This window comes from Klebsiella sp. CN_Kp088, assembly GCF_040064335.1.
Taxonomy (GTDB): domain Bacteria; phylum Pseudomonadota; class Gammaproteobacteria; order Enterobacterales; family Enterobacteriaceae; genus Klebsiella; species Klebsiella aerogenes.
The window spans coordinates 1-21,382 of the sequence record NZ_JBEAIQ010000025.1 but is presented as its reverse complement, the minus strand read 5'-3'; the positions used below and the strand labels follow the sequence as shown (position 1 = coordinate 21,382).

20 protein-coding genes are annotated in these 21,382 nt (G+C 53.9%); 8 read left to right on the top strand and 12 right to left on the bottom strand.

Annotation, left to right across the window (positions count from 1 at the left end; translation table 11 throughout):
* Positions 1 to 12 precede the first annotated feature (12 nt).
* From atpF to asnC, 8 genes are all read right to left on the bottom strand, one after another.
* On the bottom strand, positions 13 to 483 hold the full coding sequence (atpF, locus tag ABLV08_RS15485; protein WP_004107293.1) for a F0F1 ATP synthase subunit B: 471 nt from the start codon (positions 481 to 483) through the stop codon (positions 13 to 15).
* A gap of 54 nt (positions 484 to 537) precedes the next feature.
* Positions 538 to 777: a F0F1 ATP synthase subunit C gene (gene atpE, locus ABLV08_RS15480; protein WP_000429386.1), complete on the bottom strand. Its 240-nt coding sequence runs from the start codon at positions 775 to 777 to the stop codon at positions 538 to 540.
* Positions 778 to 825: 48 nt separating this feature from the next.
* On the bottom strand, positions 826 to 1,641 hold the full coding sequence (atpB, locus tag ABLV08_RS15475) for a F0F1 ATP synthase subunit A (protein WP_015369004.1): 816 nt from the start codon (positions 1,639 to 1,641) through the stop codon (positions 826 to 828).
* Positions 1,642 to 1,649: 8 nt separating this feature from the next.
* On the bottom strand, positions 1,650 to 2,030 hold the full coding sequence (gene atpI / locus ABLV08_RS15470) for a F0F1 ATP synthase subunit I (RefSeq protein WP_015703918.1): 381 nt from the start codon (positions 2,028 to 2,030) through the stop codon (positions 1,650 to 1,652).
* Positions 2,031 to 2,646: 616 nt separating this feature from the next.
* Positions 2,647 to 3,270 (bottom strand): 16S rRNA (guanine(527)-N(7))-methyltransferase RsmG, encoded by a 624-nt coding sequence (gene rsmG, locus ABLV08_RS15465; protein ID WP_015369001.1) that lies wholly within the window; start codon positions 3,268 to 3,270, stop codon positions 2,647 to 2,649.
* Positions 3,271 to 3,383: 113 nt separating this feature from the next.
* Positions 3,384 to 5,273, bottom strand: coding sequence for a tRNA uridine-5-carboxymethylaminomethyl(34) synthesis enzyme MnmG (gene mnmG, locus ABLV08_RS15460; RefSeq protein WP_015369000.1), 1,890 nt, complete (start codon positions 5,271 to 5,273; stop codon positions 3,384 to 3,386).
* A gap of 383 nt (positions 5,274 to 5,656) precedes the next feature.
* Positions 5,657 to 6,097 carry an FMN-binding protein MioC gene (mioC, locus tag ABLV08_RS15455; protein ID WP_015368999.1) on the bottom strand — a complete coding sequence of 147 codons (441 nt, stop codon included), beginning with the start codon at positions 6,095 to 6,097 and terminating at the stop codon, positions 5,657 to 5,659.
* A gap of 98 nt (positions 6,098 to 6,195) precedes the next feature.
* Positions 6,196 to 6,654 (bottom strand): transcriptional regulator AsnC, encoded by a 459-nt coding sequence (asnC, locus tag ABLV08_RS15450; RefSeq protein ID WP_015368998.1) that lies wholly within the window; start codon positions 6,652 to 6,654, stop codon positions 6,196 to 6,198.
* 152 nt (positions 6,655 to 6,806) lie between these two features.
* On the opposite strand from asnC, the gene asnA reads away from it, so the two are divergent.
* Entirely contained in the window at positions 6,807 to 7,799 is a 993-nt protein-coding gene (asnA, locus tag ABLV08_RS15445; protein ID WP_015368997.1) for an aspartate--ammonia ligase, read from the top strand.
* Positions 7,800 to 7,802: 3 nt separating this feature from the next.
* On the opposite strand, the gene viaA is transcribed toward asnA, so the two are convergent.
* A complete protein-coding gene (viaA, locus tag ABLV08_RS15440; RefSeq protein ID WP_015703920.1) occupies positions 7,803 to 9,251 on the bottom strand; it encodes an ATPase RavA stimulator ViaA in 1,449 nt (482 codons plus the stop codon).
* Positions 9,248 to 10,747, bottom strand: coding sequence for an ATPase RavA (gene ravA / locus ABLV08_RS15435; protein ID WP_020077612.1), 1,500 nt, complete (start codon positions 10,745 to 10,747; stop codon positions 9,248 to 9,250). The genes viaA and ravA overlap by 4 nt, the downstream gene beginning before the upstream one ends.
* A 217-nt stretch (positions 10,748 to 10,964) precedes the next feature.
* Between ravA and kup the strand changes: the two genes are divergently transcribed.
* The 7 genes from kup to rbsR all read left to right on the top strand — a co-directional run bounded on the left by kup (position 10,965) and on the right by rbsR (position 18,871).
* Positions 10,965 to 12,833 (top strand): low affinity potassium transporter Kup, encoded by a 1,869-nt coding sequence (gene kup / locus ABLV08_RS15430; protein WP_015368994.1) that lies wholly within the window; start codon positions 10,965 to 10,967, stop codon positions 12,831 to 12,833.
* Positions 12,834 to 13,019: 186 nt separating this feature from the next.
* Entirely contained in the window at positions 13,020 to 13,439 is a 420-nt protein-coding gene (rbsD, locus tag ABLV08_RS15425) for a D-ribose pyranase (RefSeq protein WP_045362075.1), read from the top strand.
* Between the two features lie 10 nt (positions 13,440 to 13,449).
* Positions 13,450 to 14,955 carry a ribose ABC transporter ATP-binding protein RbsA gene (gene rbsA, locus ABLV08_RS15420; protein ID WP_020077611.1) on the top strand — a complete coding sequence of 502 codons (1,506 nt, stop codon included), beginning with the start codon at positions 13,450 to 13,452 and terminating at the stop codon, positions 14,953 to 14,955.
* Positions 14,956 to 14,960: 5 nt separating this feature from the next.
* Positions 14,961 to 15,926 carry a ribose ABC transporter permease gene (gene rbsC / locus ABLV08_RS15415; protein ID WP_015368991.1) on the top strand — a complete coding sequence of 322 codons (966 nt, stop codon included), beginning with the start codon at positions 14,961 to 14,963 and terminating at the stop codon, positions 15,924 to 15,926.
* Between the two features lie 27 nt (positions 15,927 to 15,953).
* On the top strand, positions 15,954 to 16,844 hold the full coding sequence (rbsB, locus tag ABLV08_RS15410; RefSeq protein ID WP_015368990.1) for a ribose ABC transporter substrate-binding protein RbsB: 891 nt from the start codon (positions 15,954 to 15,956) through the stop codon (positions 16,842 to 16,844).
* A 98-nt stretch (positions 16,845 to 16,942) separates the two neighbouring features.
* Positions 16,943 to 17,875, top strand: a complete 933-nt coding sequence (rbsK, locus tag ABLV08_RS15405) for a ribokinase (protein WP_162184124.1) — start codon at positions 16,943 to 16,945, stop codon at positions 17,873 to 17,875.
* A 3-nt stretch (positions 17,876 to 17,878) separates the two neighbouring features.
* Positions 17,879 to 18,871 (top strand): ribose operon transcriptional repressor RbsR, encoded by a 993-nt coding sequence (gene rbsR, locus ABLV08_RS15400; RefSeq protein ID WP_072206472.1) that lies wholly within the window; start codon positions 17,879 to 17,881, stop codon positions 18,869 to 18,871.
* Here rbsR and mdtD read toward each other — a convergent pair.
* Both mdtD and ABLV08_RS15390 read right to left on the bottom strand, forming a co-directional pair.
* Complete coding sequence (gene mdtD / locus ABLV08_RS15395) at positions 18,868 to 20,265, bottom strand: multidrug transporter subunit MdtD (RefSeq protein ID WP_015368987.1); 1,398 nt, start codon at positions 20,263 to 20,265, stop codon at positions 18,868 to 18,870. The two genes, rbsR and mdtD, sit on opposite strands and share 4 nt — an antisense overlap.
* 13 nt (positions 20,266 to 20,278) lie before the next feature.
* The gene (locus ABLV08_RS15390) at positions 20,279 to 20,980 is read right to left on the bottom strand and encodes a FadR/GntR family transcriptional regulator (RefSeq protein ID WP_015368986.1); all 702 of its coding nucleotides are present in this window, start codon (positions 20,978 to 20,980) and stop codon (positions 20,279 to 20,281) included.
* Positions 20,981 to 21,382: the final 402 nt, after the last annotated feature.

Sequence of the window (21,382 nt, the reverse complement as noted above, 5' to 3'; positions counted from 1 at the left end):
GCCCCTCCCTCCTTACAGTTCAGCGACAAGTTTATCCACGATGTCGCTGTTAGCAGCTTCATCCACGGAACGTTCGATGATCTTCTCGGCGCCAGCAACAGCCAGGATAGCAACCTGCTTACGCAGTTCTTCGCGAGCACGTTTACGTTCGGCATCGATTTCAGCCTGCGCCTGTGCGACGATTTTGGTGCGTTCCTGTTCTGCTTCAGCTTTAGCTTCGTCCAGAATCTGAGAGCGACGCTTGTTCGCTTGCTCGATGATTACCTGGGCTTCCGCTTTCGCTTTTTTCAGCTGGTCGGTCGCGTTGGCCTGTGCAAGGTCCAAATCTTTCTTAGCGCGTTCTGCAGAAGCTAAACCGTCAGAAATTTCTTTCTGGCGCTTTTCGATGGCAGCCATTAACGGCGGCCATACGTACTTCATGCAGAACCATACGAAGATAACAAACGCGATGGCCTGGCCGAGGATTGTTGCGTTCATGTTCACAGCACAATACCTCTTAAATTAACTCTGTGGCTTAGGTTTCTTTCGAACAACTTACTACGCGACAGCAAACATCACGTACAGACCCAGACCTACAGCGATCATCGGGATAGCATCCACCAGACCCATAACGATAAAGAACTGAGTACGCAGCAGAGGAATCAGATCCGGTTGACGCGCTGCGCCTTCCAGGAATTTACCCCCGAGGATGCCGATACCGATCGCAGCACCGATTGCCGCCAGACCCATCATCACAGCGGCAGCCATGTACAGCAGATCCATATTCAGGTTTTCCATGACAGTCTCCAGTTTGTTTCAGTTAAAACGTAGTAGTGTTGGTAAAAATCAATGCTCTTCGGATGCCATCGACAGATAGACAATCGTCAGAACCATGAAGATGAAGGCTTGCAGCGTAATAATCAGGATGTGGAAAATGGCCCAAGGCACATTCAGAATCCACTGTGACCACCACGGCAACAGACCAGCAATCAGAATGAAAATCAGCTCACCGGCATACATGTTGCCGAACAGTCGCAGACCGAGAGAAACCGGTTTGGACAGCAGGCTTACCCCTTCAAGGATTAAGTTGACAGGAATGAACGCCCAGTGATTGAACGGCTGCATGGTCAGTTCTTTAACGAACCCACCAACGCCTTTCATTTTGATGCTGTAGAAAATAATCAGGATGAACACGCCAAGCGCCATTGACAGGGTGATGTTCACGTCAGCAGACGGAACCACGCGCAGTGCAGGCAGGCCGAAAATGTGTTCGCCGATATAAGGAATCAGGTCGATTGGCAGCAGGTCCATCAGGTTCATCAGGAATACCCAGACGAACACGGTAAGCGCCAGCGGCGCGATGACCTTGCTCTTGCCATGGTACATGTCTTTGACGCTGCCATGGACGAAGCCGATGATCATTTCGATGAAGGTTTGGAATTTCCCTGGTACGCCGCTGGTCGCTCTCTTAGCAACGCTACGGAACATGGCAAGGAACAGCAGACCGAGAACCACCGAGAAAAACATGGAGTCAATATTGAGCGTCCAGAAGGTGGCTGGGGGGTTGTGCGGATCCACCAGCGAGAATGTACGTAGGTCCAACTGAAGGTTGTTCAGATGGTGTCCTATGTAATCCTGCGGCGTCATATTTTCTGAAGCCATGATGCCTTTTACCCTTTGTTGTTAATTACAGCTGGAGCCAGAATTTGTACCACCAGCACCAAAACCCACGTCACTATCAGCGGCAAAAATACCACTTCAAAAACCGCCAGCGCCATCGCCAGTAGGGCGAAGGTCAGCAACACCTTGAATGCTTCACCGAAGGCGAAGGTCCAGGCCACTCGGCCTTGTGCTGGTGTATGCGCCTGATGGCGCCAGGCAAAAATCATAAACAACGCGTTTGGCAAAACAACTGCCAAACCTCCGCATATGGCGGAGATGCCCCAGAAGGGGTCTTTGAGGCTGAACAGCAGTCCACTTGCTATTACTGCCAGTAACTGAATAAACAGAAGCTTTCGAGCAACGTTTCGACTCACGAGCGACATAGACATCACGTTTTTACTCCTGCTCCCTTCGAGGTATGCCGCGTGTCGTATAAAACGTTCTTTAAGACCAAGAGTCAAGCGTCAAAAAGCGGACAAATTATACGGTGACAACACGTGATTTCAAACATTAAGTAGCAAAATAGTGAATAAATGTTTAATTATTTTCTGAGCGGCAATTTTTCATGCATTTCGTCAATCAGTGAGGGATCAACCAGAAGTGCAAATAATGAGAAAACGCGGCCATTAAAGCGTGCATCAGATCACATAATAAACATTTTCGGCGCAATCGAATTAAATCTGTACAGAATCAGTAAGTTTTCATCTTTTTGATATTCAAGATAAAAAGTGAGGTCTTTTTGTAAAACAACCCCACATACAATAAAAACCTTTTATTGACATTTATAATAAAAATTTAACATCAATATGAACTGACAGTTCATCGATTTTTAGCACCCTGATATTTTCAAAGTTGACTATTCTGCCAGTAAACCACCACGCTAAAGTTAAACACTAGAAAAGCCATAGTAAAAACAAGGTTAAAAGTGGCCAGATAATACCCGCAGGTAACTTTGATTTTTGTAACATGCGCAGGCCACATTTTTTCCACATTTTTTGATAAAAATTATAAGGCGTTTGGCTTAATGACCACCAAATGTCTCTCCCCTTCCAACTGGGGTACATGCAGTTTAATCACGTCGCAAACCTGGTAACCTTCTGGCAGGTCTGCCATTTCACTTTCCTGCGCCTGCCCTTTCAACGCGTAGAAATGCCCATCTGCCGCCGGCAGGTGGTGGCACCAGCTCACCATGTCGTTCAGCGAAGCAAAAGCGCGGCTAATGACGCCATCAAACGGCGGCTCGGCGGGAAACGCTTCCACACGGCTCTGCACGGGGGTGATGTTATCCAGTTTTAGCTCATGCTGGACCTGGCGCAGGAAGCGCACACGCTTGCCAAGGCTATCCAGTAATGTGAAATGAGATTCCGGGCGCACGATAGCCAGCGGAATACCCGGCAGGCCCGGGCCGGTTCCCACATCGATAAAGCGGGAGCCCTGTAGATATGGCGCAACGATAATGCTATCGAGGATATGGCGAACCAGCATCTCGTTAGGATCGCGAACAGAGGTCAGGTTATAGGCTTTGTTCCACTTATCCAGCAGCCCGACATACGCCACCAGCTGGTTTTTCTGGTGATCGGTGAGCGAAATACCCGCTTCATCCAGCAGACGAGAAAGTTTGTTGAGCACGGTGAGTACCTTCTAAAAATAATGAGCCCGGAGGCGCTAACGCTTACCGGGCTGTGAATTATAAAGGCGAACGCTGATTTTGCATCCGCCAAATTAACGCGCTCTGACGATTATCAGGCGCTGCGGCGCAGCATCCCCTGCTTTTTCAGCCACACCAGCAAAATAGAAATTGCCGCCGGGGTAATCCCGGAAATACGCGATGCCTGGCCGATCGATGACGGTTTATGGTCGTTCAGCTTGGCAATAACCTCGTTGGACAGGCCGGATACCTGACGGTAATCGAGCGTTGCCGGCAGCAAAGTATTCTCGTTGCGCTGCTGCTTTTCGATTTCGTCCTGCTGACGAGCGATATAGCCTTCGTACTTAACCTGAATCTCAACCTGCTCTGCCGCCTGTTGATCCTGCAGGCCCGGCGCGAACGGAGAAAGCTGAACCAGCTGTTCGTAGGTCATTTCCGGACGACGCAGCAGATCTTCGCCGCTGGCTTCACGCGATAGCGGCGCGGTCAGGTGAGCGTTCACTTCGGCAGCGCTTTCCGCCAGCGGGTTGACCCAGCTGGTTTTCAGGCGTTGGCGTTCACGCTCAATGCTTTCCAGTTTCTCGTTGAAACGCGCCCAGCGCTCATCGTCCACCAGCCCCAGCTCACGCCCCTGTTCGGTCAGGCGCAGATCGGCGTTGTCTTCACGCAGCATCAAGCGATATTCCGCACGGGAGGTAAACATGCGGTACGGTTCTTTGGTGCCAAGTGTGCACAGATCGTCCACCAGCACGCCAAGGTAGGCCTGATCGCGACGCGGCGCCCAACCCTCTTTTTCCGCTGAGAAGCGGGCGGCATTAAGACCGGCAAGCAAACCCTGTGCGGCGGCTTCTTCATAACCGGTAGTGCCGTTAATCTGGCCGGCGAAGAACAGACCCTGAATGTATTTGCTCTCCAGCGTCGGCTTCAGGTCACGCGGGTCAAAGAAATCGTACTCAATGGCATAGCCAGGGCGAACGATCTTCGCGTTTTCCATCCCCTGCATTGAGCGGACGATTTGCATTTGTACATCAAACGGCAGGCTGGTGGAGATACCGTTTGGATAAATTTCGTTTGAAGTCAGCCCTTCTGGTTCAAGGAAGATCTGATGCTGGTTGCGATCGGCAAAGCGCATGACTTTGTCTTCGATCGACGGGCAGTAACGTGGGCCGATACCTTCAATCACCCCGGCGTACATGGGGCTGCGATCGAGGTTGCTGCGGATCACATCATGGGTTTTCTCGTTGGTGTGCGTGATATAGCACGGTACCTGGCGCGGATGTTGATCCGCGGAACCCATAAACGAGAAGACCGGCATCGGGTTATCGCCGTGCTGTTGCGCCAGCACGCTAAAATCGATGGTGCGTGCGTCAATACGCGGCGGAGTACCCGTTTTCAGGCGGCTTACGCGCAGCGGCAGTTCACGCAGACGGCGAGACAGCGGGATCGACGGCGGATCGCCGGCGCGACCGCCGCTGTAGTTGTCCAGCCCAATGTGGATTTTGCCATCCAGGAAGGTGCCGACGGTTAGTACCACCGACTTAGCGCGGAACTTGAGGCCCATTTGGGTCACCGCGCCGACGACACGATCGTTTTCGACAATCAGATCTTCTACCGCCTGCTGGAAGATCATCAGGTTCGGCTGGTTCTCCAGCGCGGTGCGTACCGCCTGGCGATACAGCACGCGGTCGGCCTGGGCGCGGGTCGCACGAACAGCTGGTCCTTTGCTACCGTTTAGTATCCTAAACTGAATACCTGCCTGATCGATCGCTTTCGCCATCAGACCACCGAGCGCGTCCACTTCTTTTACCAGGTGTCCCTTCCCAATGCCGCCAATCGCCGGGTTGCAGCTCATCTGCCCCAGCGTGTCGATATTGTGTGTCAAAAGCAGGGTTTGTTGGCCCATTCGCGCTGCTGCCATCGCGGCCTCAGTGCCTGCATGACCCCCGCCAATGATGATGACGTCAAAAGGATCCTGATAAAACATGGTGATCTGCCTCGCATAACGCGGTTTGAAAATGGATTGAAGCCCGGGCCGTGGATTCTACTCAACTTTGCTCTTTCGAGAAAGGGGTCGGGATCCTGAGTATTAAAAAGAAGATCTTTTATTTAGAGATCTGTTCTATTGTGATCTCTTATTAGGATCGACTCTCTTTGTGGATAAGTCGGATCCACTGTTTAAGATCAAACGCTTAAGAAGGATCGCAATCTGTGAATGATCGGTGATCCTGTTCCGTATAAGCTGGGATCAGAATGAAGGGTTATGCACAGCTCAAAAAGCATACTCCGGTTATTCTTTGGATAACTACCGGTTGATCCAAGCTTTTGAGCAGGGTTATCCACAGAAGAAGCTGCGGATCTTTACAAAACTCAGAGTAAATCTTTCCAGGATCCCACCCAAACCTCGGCCGGATCTTCAGGAATCTCGTGTTCGAGGACATTAATTTTCAGCGTTTCACCGATCTGTTTTGCCCCGTTGGCCTTTAATGCCGCTTCGAGTTTGTCGATTGCGCCGCAAAAAGTGTCATATTCGCGGCTACCGATACCCACCGCGCCAAAGCGAACGGCAGAAAGATCGGCCTGCTTCTCCAGCAACGCTTCATAAAAGGGGACCAGGTTGTCCGGAATATCGCCGGCGCCATGGGTAGAAGAGATAACTAACCAGATCCCTTCAGCCTGCAGATCGTCAACCAGCGGACCGTGCTGGATATCAGTGCTGTAGCCCGCTTCTTCCAGCTTTTCTGCCAGATGTTCTGCTACATATTCCGCACTGCCCAGGGTGCTGCCGCTGATAAGTGTAATGTCTGCCATGATCGCCGATCGCTCGCTCAACTATTCTGAGTGGCGTATTGTACGCTGTGAGCGAGCTGGGATCTACCTGTGGAAAAATGTGGGATTAAAAAAAACGATCAGGGCTTGATAGTACGCATGATCGGGTTTTGCAGCACGATCAGGGTTTCAGTGGACTGAATTTCATCGATTGTTTGGATCTTGTTGATAAGTACCTGCTGCAGGGCATCGATAGATTTACACATCACCTTAATAAAGATGCTGTAGTGGCCGGTGGTGTAGTAAGCCTCGGTCACCTCCTCCAGGCTCTCCAGCCGGGCGAGAGCGGAAGGATAGTCTTTGGCGCTCTTAAGAATAATGCCGATGAAGCAGCCGACGTCATAACCGAGCTGTTTCGGGCTGACGTCGATTCGCGCCCCCGTAATTATGCCCGCCTGTTTCATTTTCTCTACGCGTACGTGAATCGTACCTGGACTCACGCCGAACTGTTTGGCCAGTTCGGCGTAAGCGGTGCGCGCATTCGCCATTAGGGCATCAAGAATGCCGCGGTCCAGATTGTCGATCTGATAATTTTCCATTGTTTTTTCTTATGATGTTTGATGATTCTTTCTATTTTAGCTTTTTAATTTAATGAATCAAAACTCAAGGCGTCTTTTTATTGATTGATTATTGAATTCAGTGCCATTTCTGTTGCTTAATCAATATCAACAGGACGCAGGAGTAATAAAAAATGAAAACCGCATACATCGCAAAACAACGCCAGATTAGTTTCGTTAAATCCCATTTTTCCCGTCAGCTGGAAGAGAAGCTTGGCCTGATTGAAGTGCAGGCGCCGATCTTAAGCCGCGTAGGAGATGGGACGCAGGACAACTTGTCCGGCTGCGAGAAAGCGGTTCAGGTAAAAGTGAAAACACTGCCAGACGCCCAATTCGAAGTGGTTCATTCACTGGCGAAGTGGAAGCGTCAAACCCTGGGACAACACGACTTCAGCGCGGGCGAAGGGCTGTACACGCACATGAAGGCCCTTCGCCCCGATGAAGACCGCCTCACCCCAATTCACTCCGTTTACGTTGACCAGTGGGACTGGGAACGCGTCATGGGCGACGGCGAACGCCATACTGGCACGTTGAAAGCGACCGTTGAGGCGATCTACGCCGGGATCAAAGCCACCGAGCTGGCGGTAAGTCAGGAATTTGGTCTGACGCCATTCCTGCCGGAACAGATCCACTTTATTCACAGTCAGGAGTTGCTGAGCCGTTATCCGGGTCTGGATGCCAAAGGCCGCGAGCGGGCGATCGCTAAAGAGCTTGGCGCCGTCTTCTTAATCGGTATCGGCGGTAAACTGTCTGACGGCAAGCGCCACGATGTTCGCGCGCCGGATTACGATGACTGGAGCTCGCCATCGGCGGAAGGTTTTGCCGGCCTGAACGGCGATATCCTGGTGTGGAACCCGGTGCTGGAAGACGCTTTTGAGCTTTCCTCTATGGGGATCCGTGTTGACGCCGAGGCGCTGAAGCGCCAGTTGGCGGTGACCGGCGATGAAGACCGTCTGCAGCTGGAATGGCACCAGGCGCTGCTGCGCGGCGAAATGCCGCAGACCATTGGCGGCGGTATTGGCCAGTCGCGTTTAACCATGCTGTTGCTGCAGCTTGACCATATCGGCCAGGTACAGTGCGGCGTATGGCCCACGCAGGTGCGTGAAAGCGTCGCCGCTCTGTTGTAAAGTTTAACGCCGCCAGCGACGCAGCAGGCGGCTACGCAATCCGGTATCAAAGCGCCAGATATGATCGAAGATGCGCATGATGCCGGGTTTGCCGTGTACCGACATCGCCACCGCGTGAAAACGGTGCTGATGTTTGTGCTGCAACTCCCCCACCTTATTGACCACCTCATCCGGCAACCGCTGGGCGATAAAATCGGAAATCACCACCGCATCGGCATCGACCCATTGCGGGCTTTGCAAACGTTCAACGATCGCGCGAAAACAGCTGGCCAGATCGGTGCCGCCGCGAAAACGCTGGCTTAAAAAACGGATCGCCTGTTCAAGCCCCTGCGGGCCGGTTAGCTCGTAGTGCACCACTTCGCTGGAGAACAGCATGATGTAGCAGCGACGGTTATCCGCCAGCGCGACGCGCATCAGCGCCAGACAAAAGGCTTTAGCGCATTGCTCGTTAAAGCCGCCCATCGAACCTGAGGTATCTACGCAGACAATAAATGGCCCCCGCGGCTGCTCATCAAAATCCTGCCGGGTTACCGGGCGTTCGGTTATTTTCTCCCGCCATGCGTCGCCGTGCAGGCGATAGGTTAACAACTGTTTTTCCACCAGCTTACGGTAGAACTCGAACTCCAGTTCGGTGATGCCGAGCGTTGCCAACTCTGGCGGCAATAGACGTAGAATATCGTCGCTTTGCTGCAGGCCATCGACCTGCTCTGGTACCGTTGCCGGTTCACGAACCATCGCGCGGAAGGTCTCCATCGGCGCATCTTTCTTCGGCACCAGTTTGGCTTCCCGCGATCTGCCCAACTGCTCAGCAAGCTGCATCAGTTCCGGCTGTTGGCTGAGAAAATCGCCATAGCGCACGATCAGCTGATAATCGCCACGTTTAAGCTCGCCGGCGCTCATATCCCACAGGCGGCCGGCGGCGTTGTCGTTTTCCACCAGCACCGGCTCTAGCTGCCCGCTGAGCGTCATTCGTTCCTGCACCTCGCTGAGCAGCTGATCGCGCTCATCGTCTAATAGGTGCTGGTTGAGGGTGGTGGTCTGTACCACGAGGCTTAAGCGCCAGCGTTGTAAGAACAGAGTATGTAGCGCTGGGGTGAAGGTCGCGTTATCGTCCACCAGCTGCTGCGCCTGAGCGGCAAAGGGCGACTGTAGCTTATGCAGCTTGCCGAGGATCTGCGGCAGTTGCACAATAAATTGCGACGTTGAAAGCAGCTGAGCCTGCTGATAGATCTGCACTTCGGCGTCCAGTTCAGGAGGGATTTGCGTCTCTTTGAGCCGGGCGCGAACCGCTTCTCGCCAGCGCGGAATATCGGCGGCGATGATATTTTTCAGCCGCGGAAATTTTTCAAAGAACACCGCCAGTTGAGGAGAGGCCAGCAGCGCCAGCAGCATCTCCTCGATCATCCCTTCTTCGCTGACCGCCAGCATGACATTCAGCATGTCGAGCGTCATGGCTGGCGCGCCTGTTTAATTTGCGCGCCGACGTCCTGCAGGCTGGCTTCGATACGCCCCAGCCAGTCGCCGGGAATAAACAGGCATTTTTGCTGTTCGCTAAAGCGGTTATGTTGCTGGTGCCACTCGTCATCCAGCGCTTCCAGCTGCTGGCGGATCTCGGCAGGCATATTTTCCTGAGATTCGCTGCCTGGCAGCGACAGGCGCGAGCCTTGCAGGCTGACGTCGCGCACCACCAGGTGCTGGCTGGCATCGACATCCATCGTCAATGGCTGGGCAAAACCGATGCCGTTGAGCTTGCCGCGGATCTCGCCGCCTTTTTCCAGCCAGTTGACCAGCGCTTCGCGTTCGAAGGCGATATGAATGACTTCGAGATCGTGCAATTTCAGCGGTTGCTGGAGAAGCAGCGTCAACGTCTCGCCTTCAATTCCGTCCGGCAGTTCATAATGCGGCTTACGGCTGAACATGCCGCCCACGCGCGTGACTTTAAGCGCGGTTTTATCGCTGTGCTGCTGCTGGATTTGGATGCGGCGTTGGATGATAGCGCCCAGTTTAGTCAGCATCGCCTGCTGGCCCCAGGCATGGCTGGTCATCAGGGATTCCAACTGCTGAGACATCAGATTCATGCTTTCGATGTTATGCCACAGGCAATCTTTCAACAGGATCAGGTCGATAGGGGCGATGGCGTCGCGGCCGCTAAAGAAGGCGCTGGCCTGCAGCAGACGGATGGCTTTTTTCCAGCGGCGATCGGAAACGTAAGGCGCATTAGGCAAGGCATCTAATTGTTGGCGCAGTTGGAAAACCAGCTCGAAGACATTGTCCGGCAACTTCACGGTACCAATGTCATGCTGCCACTGGGTGAACTCTTCGGTGCTGATTTGCAGGTTTTCGGGAACCGGATTGCTGTTTTCATCCTGTTGGCTCACCAGCATCGAGCGGAAGTTAGTTTTATCCTGCACTTTATCCAGCCACAGGCGGATCAGCATGCGGTCATATAAGGCTTCGAGGCTGTTATCCGCTTCGGGAAGTTCGTTCGACGCCGCAACCAGCAGGCGCATCGGGATTTTCTCTTCATGGGCGCCGTTGCGGAAGTGGCGTTCGTTGATGGCCGTCAGCAGGGTATTAAGGATAGCCGGGCCGGCTTTCCAGATTTCATCCAGGAAGACGATTTCCGCCTCTGGTAGATAGCCTGCCGTTAAACGCTCATAGCGCCCTTCATCTTTGAGCGCCTGAATAGACAGCGGGCCGAAAACTTCTTCCGGGGTGGAGAAGCGGGTCATCAGATATTCGAAAGCGCGCGCCTGCTTGAAAGCGAACTTAAGCCGGCGGGCGATCAGGCTTTTCGCGATGCCGGGTGGACCCAGCAGGAATACGCTCTCGCCGCTGAGCGCAGCCAGCAGGCACAGACGTATTGCGTGGCTGCGTTCAAAGAGTCCTTTTTCCAGGGCGGCGCTAAGTCGGGAAATTCTTTCTGCCAGTAAATGTGATTGAGCCATAATAGAGTTGCGTGCTTTGTCGTGTGTCGTTATTGCGTCGAGTATAGATGTTTGATTAGGGGTGGTAATAGCCTGAAGAATCGATTTATTTTCTTTGAGCTAAGTTAATATGGTGTCAGTTAGGGGTACGATTCAGCAAATAATCGTGCATACTGTGCGCTTTTTGTGGGCCAAGGGACTAGGCACACATTTGTTTTATAAACGAAAAGACTAGTCTATGAGCACTGATAATAAACAATCGTTGCCGGCAATAACGCTGGCGGCAATCGGCGTGGTTTACGGCGATATCGGTACCAGCCCACTGTATACTCTTCGCGAATGTCTGTCAGGCCAGTTTGGCTTTGGCGTTGAACGCGATGCGGTGTTTGGCTTTCTGTCGCTGATTTTCTGGCTGTTGATCTTTACCGTATCAATTAAATACATCACCTTCGTGATGCGGGCGGATAACGCCGGCGAGGGCGGGATCTTAACGCTGATGTCACTGGCGGGGCGCAACACCTCGGCAAAGATGACCTCCGTGTTGGTGATCCTCGGCCTGATTGGCGGTAGCTTCTTCTATGGTGAAGTAGTAATAACCCCGGCAATATCGGTGATGTCGGCGATAGAGGGGTTGGAAATTATCGCCCCACAGCTGGATACCTGGATTGTCCCCATCTCCATTATTGTGCTGACCCTGCTATTTGCTATTCAAAAACACGGTACCGGGATGGTCGGCAAGCTGTTCGCGCCAATTATGCTGATCTGGTTCCTGTTGCTGGCGGTGCTTGGCGCTCGCAGTATCCTCGATAACCCGGAAGTTCTGCAGGCGCTGAACCCTTACTGGGCGGTACATTTCTTCCTGCAGTACAAAACGGTATCCTTTATTGCGCTTGGCGCGGTGGTGCTGTCGATTACCGGTGTGGAAGCGCTGTATGCTGATATGGGCCACTTCGGCAAACTACCGATTCGCGTGGCGTGGTTCTCGGTGGTGCTGCCATCACTGGTGCTTAACTATTTTGGCCAGGGTGCGCTGCTGCTGAAGCACCCGGAAGCCATTAAAAACCCGTTCTTCCTGCTGGCGCCGGAATGGGCGCTGATCCCGATGCTGATTATCGCGACCCTGGCGACGGTTATCGCCTCGCAGGCGGTGATTTCCGGGGTCTTCTCGCTGACTCGCCAGGCCGTGCGTCTGGGCTATCTGTCACCAATGCGCATTATCCATACTTCGGAAATGGAGTCCGGGCAGATTTACATCCCGTTCATTAACTGGCTGCTGTACGTTTCTGTGGTCATCGTCATTGTCAGCTTCGAGCACTCTTCTAATCTGGCGGCGGCGTACGGTATTGCGGTAACGGGCACCATGGTGTTGACCTCCATTCTTTCGGCGACCGTGGCGCGCAAAAACTGGCACTGGAATAAGCTGTTTGTCGGCCTGATGCTGGTGGCCTTCCTGTGTATCGATATTCCGCTGTTCTCGGCGAACCTCGATAAAATCGTCTCCGGCGGCTGGTTGCCGTTATCGCTGGGCCTGGTGATGTTTACGGTGATGACCACCTGGAAGAGCGAGCGTTTCCGCCTGCTGCGCCGGATGCACGAGCATGGCAACTCGCTGGAAGCGATGATCTCCTCGCTGGAGAAATCGCCGCCGGTGCGCGTACCGGGTACCGCGGTCTATATGTCTCGCGCCCTGAACGTGATCCCTTTTGCTCTGCTGCATAACCTGAAACACAACAAGGTGCTGCATGAACGCGTGATCCTGCTGACTCTGCGTACCGAAGATGCCCCGTATGTGCATAACGTTCGCCGCGTGCAGATTGAGCAACTGTCGCCGTCGTTCTGGCGCGTCGTGGCAAGCTATGGCTGGCGTGAAACGCCGAACGTCGAAGAGGTGTTCCATCGCTGCGGCCTGGAAGGGTTGAGCTGCCGAATGATGGAAACGTCGTTCTTTATGTCCCATGAGTCGCTGATTATTGGCAAACGGCCATGGTATCTGCGCCTGCGTGGCAAGCTGTATCTGCTGCTGCAGCGTAACGCCCTGCGCGCGCCGGATCAGTTTGAAATCCCTCCTAACCGGGTTATTGAGCTCGGTACGCAGGTGGAAATCTGATGTCAAAAAGCCCTTCAATAATGAAGGGCTTTTTTGTCTCTCACATCTTGATGTAACTTCTTGTCCCCGCGTTGCGAAACGTTTCGATGGCGATCACATTTCTCTCTTCTGCCGGTGGTTTTCTGTTCGCTGATTGACAATACTTAGGGCAGCGAAACGTTTCGCTAGTGGAGCAAAAGAGACAAAATGAAAAAAGGCACCGTACTTAACGCTGATATTTCTTCCGTTATCTCCCGCCTCGGTCATACCGATACGCTGGTTGTTTGCGATGCCGGATTGCCGGTTCCCCGCAGCAGCGCGCGCATTGATATGGCGCTTACTCAGGGCGTACCTTCTTTTATGCAGGTTCTGGAAGTCGTAACGGCGGAAATGCAGGTTGAGGCGGCGCTCATCGCGGAAGAGATTAAAACCCATAATCCGCAACTCCACGCGACGTTGCTCAATCATCTTGAGCAGCTGCAGCAGCACCAGGGAAATACGATTGAAATTCGTTACACCAGTCATGAGCAGTTCAAAAAACAAACCGCAGATAGTCAGGCGGTAATTCGCAGCGGGGAGTGTTCCCCGTATGCGAATATTATTCTTTGTGCCGGCGTCACTTTCTGAGGTCGCCGTCATGGAAGCTTTATTACAGCTGAAAGGGATCGATAAAGCGTTCCCTGGCGTCAAAGCGCTCTCCGGCGCGGCGCTGAATGTCTATGCCGGCCGGGTGATGGCGCTGGTAGGGGAAAATGGCGCCGGTAAATCTACAATGATGAAGGTGCTGACCGGTATCTATACCCGTGATGCCGGTTCTTTGCTGTGGTTAGGTAAAGAAACGACCTTTAACGGCCCAAAATCCTCACAGGAAGCCGGTATCGGCATCATTCACCAGGAACTCAACCTGATCCCGCAATTAACGATTGCCGAGAACATCTTCCTCGGCCGCGAGTTCGTTAACCACTTTGGCAAAATCGACTGGAAAAAGATGTATGCCGAAGCGGACAAGCTGCTGGCGAAGCTGAATTTACGCTTTAACAGCCAGAAGCTGGTGGGCGATCTGTCGATTGGCGATCAGCAAATGGTGGAAATCGCTAAAGTGCTGAGCTTCGAATCGAAGGTCATCATTATGGATGAGCCCACCGATGCCCTGACCGATACCGAGACCGAATCGCTGTTCCGCGTCATCCGCGAATTGAAGTCGCAGGGGCGCGGCATTGTCTATATCTCTCACCGCATGAAAGAGATCTTCGAAATCTGCGATGACGTCACCGTATTTCGCGACGGGCAATTTATTGCCGAGCGCGAAGTGGCTTCGCTGGATGAGGATCGACTGATCGAGATGATGGTTGGCCGTAAGCTGGAAGATCAATATCCGCATCTCGATAAGGCGCCGGGCGCGGTACGTCTGAAGGTTGATAATCTCTGCGGCTCCGGTGTGGAAAACGTGACGTTTACCCTGCGTCAGGGCGAAATCCTCGGCGTCGCCGGGCTGATGGGCGCCGGGCGTACTGAACTGATGAAGGTGCTGTACGGCGCGCTGCCGCGTAGCAGCGGTTCCGTGACGCTGGATGGCCATGAAGTCGTCACCCGTTCGCCGCAGGATGGCCTGGCGAACGGCATTGTCTATATCTCCGAAGACCGTAAGCGTGATGGCCTGGTGCTCGGAATGTCGGTCAAAGAAAACATGTCATTGACCGCGCTACGCTACTTCAGCCGGGCGGGCGGCAGCCTTAAGCATAAAGATGAACAGCAGGCGGTCAGTGATTTCATTCGGCTGTTTAATGTGAAGACGCCTTCAATGGAGCAGGCAATCGGCCTGCTTTCCGGCGGTAACCAGCAAAAAGTCGCTATCGCTCGCGGGCTGATGACCCGGCCGAAAGTGCTGATCCTCGATGAACCGACCCGTGGCGTCGACGTTGGTGCGAAGAAAGAGATCTACCAGCTGATTAACCAGTTTAAAGCCGATGGCCTGAGCATCATTCTCGTCTCTTCGGAGATGCCGGAAGTGCTGGGCATGAGCGATCGCATCATTGTGATGCATGAAGGGCATCTCGGCGGTGAATTCACACGCGAGCAGGCCACCCAGGAAGTATTGATGGCTGCCGCTGTGGGCAAGCTTAACCGTGTGAATCAGGAGTAAAAAAGATGACTACCCAGGCTGTTACTGGTCGCCGCTATTTCACTAAAGCGTGGCTGATGGAGCAAAAATCGCTGATCGCCCTGCTGGTGCTGATCGCGATCGTTTCGACCATGAGCCCCAACTTTTTTACCGTCAATAACCTGTTCAATATTCTGCAGCAGACTTCCGTTAACGCCATCATGGCGGTCGGGATGACGCTGGTCATTCTGACATCGGGGATCGATCTGTCCGTCGGTTCTCTGTTGGCGTTGACCGGCGCCGTCGCGGCGTCTATCGTCGGTATCGAAGTGAATGCGCTGGTGGCCGTTGCCGCCGCGCTGGCGCTCGGTGCGGCTATTGGCGCGGTGACCGGGGTGATTGTCGCGAAAGGGCGTGTGCAGGCGTTTATCGCCACTTTGGTAATGATGCTGCTGCTGCGCGGCGTGACGATGGTTTACACCAACGGCAGCCCGATCAACACCGGCTTTAGCGATAACGCCGATCTGTTCGGCTGGTTCGGTATCGGACGCCCGCTGGGGATCCCTACGCCGGTATGGATTATGGCGATTGTCTTCCTGGCGGCCTGGTACATGCTGCACCATACTCGCCTGGGTCGTTATATTTATGCCCTGGGCGGTAATGAAGCGGCGACGCGGCTTTCCGGCATCAGCGTAAATAGAGTGAAAATCATCGTCTATGCGTTATGCGGAATGTTGGCTTCACTGGCCGGGATCATCGAAGTGGCGCGTCTTTCCTCTGCGCAGCCGACGGCGGGGACGGGCTATGAATTAGATGCGATTGCAGCGGTCGTACTTGGCGGCACTAGCCTGGCCGGTGGTAAAGGTCGTATCGTCGGCACGCTGATTGGCGCGCTGATCCTTGGCTTCCTGAACAATGGTCTGAACCTTTTAGGCGTTTCTTCCTATTACCAGATGATCGTCAAAGCGGTGGTGATTTTGCTGGCGGTACTGGTAGATAACAAAAAGCAGTAACTGAGAACTCTACAGGACATCTTAACTATGAATATGAAAAAACTGGCGACCCTGGTCTCTGCTGTTGCTCTAAGCGCGACCGTTAGCGCAAACGCGATGGCGAAAGATACCATCGCACTGGTTATCTCTACCCTGAATAATCCGTTCTTCGTTTCTCTGAAAGACGGCGCGCAGAAAGAAGCCGATAAGCTGGGTTACAACCTGGTGGTGCTGGATTCTCAGAATAACCCGGCAAAAGAGCTGGCGAACGTACAAGACTTAACGGTGCGTGGCGCCAAGCTGCTGCTGATTAACCCAACCGACTCCGATGCTGTCGGCAATGCGGTGAAGATGGCGAACCAGGCTAAAATCCCGGTCATTACCCTTGACCGCCAGGCTTCTAAAGGTGATGTGGTGAGCCATATTGCTTCCGATAACGTGCTGGGCGGTAAAATGGCCGGCGACTATATTGCGAAGAAAGTTGGCGAAAGCGCGAAAGTGATTGAGCTGCAAGGTATTGCTGGTACCTCTGCGGCGCGCGAGCGTGGCGAAGGTTTCAAACAGGCCGTGGCGGCGCATAAGTTCAACGTACTGGCCAGCCAACCCGCTGACTTCGACCGTACTAAAGGTCTGAACGTGATGCAGAACCTGCTGACGGCGCATCCTGACGTGCAGGCGGTGTTTGCGCAGAACGACGAAATGGCGCTGGGCGCGCTGCGTGCGCTGCAGACTGCAGGAAAATCTGATGTGATGGTGGTTGGATTTGACGGTACTCCGGATGGCGAAAAAGCAGTAAATAGTGGCAAACTGGCAGCGACTATCGCCCAGTTGCCGGAGCAGATCGGCGTTAAAGGCGTCGAAACCGCTGATAAAGTGCTGAAGGGCGAAAAAGTGGATGCCAGCTATCCGGTTGAGCTGAAACTGGTCATTAAGCAGTAAAATGCGATTCGGGCCGGCAACGGCCCGAGGGACAACATAAAAAGAAAAGCAGGGCATGCGCCACCGGAGTCCGGTGGCGCGCTTTCCCGGGAATAAAGATGATGAAAACCGCAGGCAAACTTGTCGTCCTTGGCAGCATCAATGCCGATCACATTCTTAACCTTGAATCCTTCCCTACTCCAGGTGAGACCGTCACCGGAAACCACTATCAGGTCGCATTCGGCGGTAAAGGCGCTAACCAGGCGGTGGCTGCCGGGCGTAGCGGCGCGGATATTGCCTTCATCGCCTGTACCGGCGATGACGACATTGGCGAACGCGTCCGCCGCCAGCTCGCGAGCGATAATATCGACGTGGCTCCGGTGCGTGCCGTTGCTGGCGAATCTACCGGCGTCGCGTTAATTTTCGTTAACGCGGAAGGTGAGAATGTCATCGGTATTCATGCCGGCGCTAATGCAGCGCTATCGGTTTCTCAGGTAGAGGCGGAGAAAGAACGTATCGCCAACGCGCAGGCATTGTTAATGCAGCTGGAGTCGCCGCTGGAGAGCGTGATGGCTGCCGCGAAAATCGCTCATGAGCATCAGACGACGGTGGTACTCAATCCCGCACCGGCGCGTGAACTTTCGGATGAGCTATTGGCGCTGGTGGATGTCATTACGCCGAATGAAACCGAAGCGGAAAAGCTGACCGGTATTCGCGTTGAGAGCGACGACGATGCCGCGAAAGCCGCCAGTGCGCTTCATGCGAAGGGAATTGGTACGGTGATGATTACTCTCGGCAGCCGCGGCGTTTGGTTAAGCTGCGAGGGCGAAAGCCGCCGGGTTCCAGGATTTAAAGTTCAGGCCATCGATACGATTGCCGCTGGCGACACTTTTAATGGCGCATTTGTCACCGCGCTGCTGGAAGGCCGTGAAGTGTCAGACGCCATCCGTTTTGCCCATGCCGCCGCCGCGATTGCCGTCACCCGTAAGGGGGCGCAACCGTCTGTGCCGTGGCGCAAAGAGATCGACGAATTCTTGCGTCAACAGGGGTAATGCTTGGCTACCATGAAGGATGTGGCCCGCGTCGCGGGCGTTTCCACCTCGACCGTTTCTCACGTCATTAATAAAGACCGCTTTGTCAGCGAGGCGATTACCGCCAAAGTTGATGCGGCGATCAAAAGTCTTAACTACGCGCCTTCGGCGCTGGCGCGCAGCCTCAAGTTAAATCAGACGCGAACCATCGGCATGCTGATCACCGCCAGTACTAACCCGTTTTATTCGGAGCTGGTGCGCGGCGTGGAACGCAGCTGTTTCGAGCGCGGCTACAGCCTGGTGCTATGTAATACCGAAGGCGATGAGCAGCGGATGAACCGCAATCTGGAAACGCTGATGCAAAAACGCGTCGATGGTCTGCTGCTGCTGTGCACCGAAACGCATCAACCTTCCCAGGAAATCATGCAGCGTTATCCGTCGGTGCCGACGGTGATGATGGATTGGGCGCCGTTCGACGGCGACAGCGATCTCATTCAGGATAATTCGTTGCTCGGTGGCGATATGGCGACCCAGTATCTGATCGATCGCGGTCATACCCGTATTGCCTGCATTGCCGGGCCGCTGGATAAAACGCCGTCGCGACTGCGGCTGGAGGGCTATCATGCGGCGATGGCGCGCGCCGGGTTGGATGTCGCCGAAGGTTATGTCATTACCAGCGATTTTGAATTTGGCGGCGGTTTTACTGCGATGCAGCAACTGCTGGCGTTAACGCCACGGCCGCAGGCGGTCTTTGTCGGTAATGATGCGATGGCGGTCGGCGCGTATCAGGCGCTGTATCAGTCCGGGTTGCGTATTCCGCAGGATATGGCGCTGGTGGGGTATGACGATATTGAACTGGCGCGCTATATGACCCCGCCGCTCACCACCATTCATCAACCTAAAGATGAACTGGGAGAGCTCGCTATCGATGTGCTGATTCACCGCATGGCGGATCCCGGGCAAAAACAGCAGCGCGTGCAGCTCACTCCAGAGCTGGTGATTCGCGGTTCAGCTTAGTGCTTGTGCCGCTCCGTTATCAGGTTGCGGCCATCTTTGGCTCTGAGCAGCATAAACATCAACGCTGACACCACGGTGATCGCACCCATCGTGATAAAGGTATAGTGGAATTGTTCGATGGTACTGGCGTTATCAAACCCTTCATAAAAACGCAGAACCGCCGCGCTGATGGCTACGCCAAGGCTAATCGACAGCTGCTGGGTTACCGCGAGCAGGCTGTTGCCGCTACTGGCATTGTCATCGGTTAAATCAGCAAGCGTAATGGTGTTCATCGAGGTGAACTGCGTGGACATCGCCATCCCCAGTACAAATAGCGGCAGTAGTAGCAGCCACAGCGGCATTCCCGGCGACTGCAGCGCAAACTGCGCGATCATCAGACCAATAAAGATGGTGACTCCCACCAACGTTTTGCGATAACCAAACCAGCGCAGGATCTGCGTGACGGTCGACTTGGCGATTATCGAGCCGATGGCCGTCGGCGCAATCATGCAGCCGGCGATAATGGCCGGGTAGCCGAAACCGACTTGTAGCATCAGCGGCATCAGGAACGGCACGCAGCCGGTACCTAACCGTGTCGCCAGGTTACCGGCGATCCCGACAGAGAAGGTATGGGTCTTAAAGAGAGAGAGCGAAATCAGCGGAGTGGGATGGCGACGAGCATGCCGAATATAGGCCAGCATGAGCACGACGCTCAGGGCGATGACGGCCAGCGCTATCCAGCTGGCGACGATTTTCTCGCCAAAGAGCTCAATACCGCTGGAGAACAGCACCAGGCTTAAACCAAAAAGCACAAAACCGCTGGTGTCGAAACGACGGCGGGGCGTGGTGAAGTCCGGCATATATTTGCGGGCGTAGAGAATGCCGATGATGCCAATCGGGATGTTAATCAAGAAAATCCAGTGCCAACTGGCCCAGGTGACTAACACGCCGCCGAGTACAGGGCCGAGGATGGGGCCGACCAGTCCGGGCATGGTAACGAAGTTGAGTACCGGCAGCAGTTCGCTACGCGGATAGGCGCGTAACAGCGCCAGGCGCGCAACCGGCATCATCATTGCACCGCCGATCCCCTGGATGACGCGGAAGACAACCAATTCGGGAAGCGAAGTGGAAAGCGCGCAGGCGAGGGAGCCCAGGGTAAACAGGCTAACGGCAACGATAAAGACCTTGCGGGTGCCAAAGCGATCGGCCAACCAGCCGCTCACTGGAATCAGCATCGCTACCGTCAGGGTGTAGCTGATAATGGCGGATTGCATCGCCAGCGGGGAGTGACCAAGGCTATGCGCAATCGCGGGAAGCGCGGTATTAAGAATAGTGGCGTCCAGCGCCTGCATAAAGAAAGCCATGGCCGCAATCCACGGCAGTCCGGCCATACTCAGCCCTTTCTTCCCGGTCATGCCATTTCCTTCTTTATTTACCTGTGTGGTTTGGGGTGTTCAATAATGTCTGGCAGGCAAGCTGCGCGCGTGGACCGTCGCTTTCCTGAATGGCGTCAACAATAGCCTGGTGTAGATCGAGTTTAACGACTTCATTTTGCGTAATCGAGGTGAAATAAGTCTGATATACCGAATGGAATAACGACGCGAAAGAGGTGAGAAACGGGTTGCCGCTCATCGCATAAATATGTTCATGCCAGGCCATATCGACTTCAATCCAGCGTTCGCGGATAAAATGTCTTTTCAGCTCGATCATTTCTTCCATTAGCGTATTGAGCTGCGCTTTCTGCTCGGAGGTGCCGTTTATCGCCGCCAGAAAACAGGCCTGAGGCTCCAGGCTGCTGCGCATCACCAGAAAATGGCTAACCACCTCGGCAAAATTATCTTCCGTCAGCCACCAGGCAAGCAGCTCTTTATCCAGAAAGTTCCAGCTGCTGCGTGCCAGAACGCGAGTTCCGATACGCGGGCGCGGAAGCAGCATGCCTTTAGCTGCCAGCGTTTTTACCGCTTCTCGTACTGCCGTCCGGCTCACGCCAAACTGTTCGCCCAGTTCCATTTCACCAGGAAGAATGCTCTCTGGCGGATATTCGCCGGTGAGAATTTTTTGGGCGATCTTCTCCGCGATGACCCAGGATATGTTTTTTTGTGCCGCCAGCTGCTGTGCGCTTATAGACATAAATGCCGTTCCTTTCTCTTTTCTACTTCATCAGTATGCCACCTGGCGGCTTGTTTCGGTGGTTAAAACAGCAAAAGGGCGATTTTTTACGGTTTTGACACCGCCTTTGGTGAAAAAAGAGACGGTTGAAAAGTTTTTTGAAAACAGGGCTTGTCAACGTCCCAGAACTCCCTATAATGCGCCTCCACTGACACGGAACAACGGCAAGCAAGCCGCCGGGTCAGCAGGGTTTCAGCGGTAAATAACAACGCTGAAAACCGACAGAGAAAAGTGAAAATAAACGCTTGACTCTGAATGAGGAAAACGTAATATACGGGACCTCGCAACGGTGAGCTGAAAGCCGCGTTGCAACTGCTCTTTAACAATTTATCAGACAATCTGTGTGGGCACTCAAAGTGACAT

Coding starts and splice junctions, on each gene's coding strand:
- atpE (WP_000429386.1), bottom strand. CDS start 777: ATGGAAAACCTGAATATGGATCTGCTGTACATGGCTGCCGCTGTGATG.
- atpB (WP_015369004.1), bottom strand. CDS start 1,641: ATGGCTTCAGAAAATATGACGCCGCAGGATTACATAGGACACCATCTG.
- atpI (WP_015703918.1), bottom strand. CDS start 2,030: ATGTCTATGTCGCTCGTGAGTCGAAACGTTGCTCGAAAGCTTCTGTTT.
- mnmG (WP_015369000.1), bottom strand. CDS start 5,273: ATGTTTTATCAGGATCCTTTTGACGTCATCATCATTGGCGGGGGTCAT.
- mioC (WP_015368999.1), bottom strand. CDS start 6,097: ATGGCAGACATTACACTTATCAGCGGCAGCACCCTGGGCAGTGCGGAA.
- asnC (WP_015368998.1), bottom strand. CDS start 6,654: ATGGAAAATTATCAGATCGACAATCTGGACCGCGGCATTCTTGATGCC.
- asnA (WP_015368997.1), top strand. CDS start 6,807: ATGAAAACCGCATACATCGCAAAACAACGCCAGATTAGTTTCGTTAAA.
- viaA (WP_015703920.1), bottom strand. CDS start 9,251: ATGACGCTCGACATGCTGAATGTCATGCTGGCGGTCAGCGAAGAAGGG.
- ravA (WP_020077612.1), bottom strand. CDS start 10,747: ATGGCTCAATCACATTTACTGGCAGAAAGAATTTCCCGACTTAGCGCC.
- kup (WP_015368994.1), top strand. CDS start 10,965: ATGAGCACTGATAATAAACAATCGTTGCCGGCAATAACGCTGGCGGCA.
- rbsD (WP_045362075.1), top strand. CDS start 13,020: ATGAAAAAAGGCACCGTACTTAACGCTGATATTTCTTCCGTTATCTCC.
- rbsA (WP_020077611.1), top strand. CDS start 13,450: ATGGAAGCTTTATTACAGCTGAAAGGGATCGATAAAGCGTTCCCTGGC.
- rbsC (WP_015368991.1), top strand. CDS start 14,961: ATGACTACCCAGGCTGTTACTGGTCGCCGCTATTTCACTAAAGCGTGG.
- rbsB (WP_015368990.1), top strand. CDS start 15,954: ATGAATATGAAAAAACTGGCGACCCTGGTCTCTGCTGTTGCTCTAAGC.
- rbsK (WP_162184124.1), top strand. CDS start 16,943: ATGATGAAAACCGCAGGCAAACTTGTCGTCCTTGGCAGCATCAATGCC.
- mdtD (WP_015368987.1), bottom strand. CDS start 20,265: ATGACCGGGAAGAAAGGGCTGAGTATGGCCGGACTGCCGTGGATTGCG.
- ABLV08_RS15390 (WP_015368986.1), bottom strand. CDS start 20,980: ATGTCTATAAGCGCACAGCAGCTGGCGGCACAAAAAAACATATCCTGG.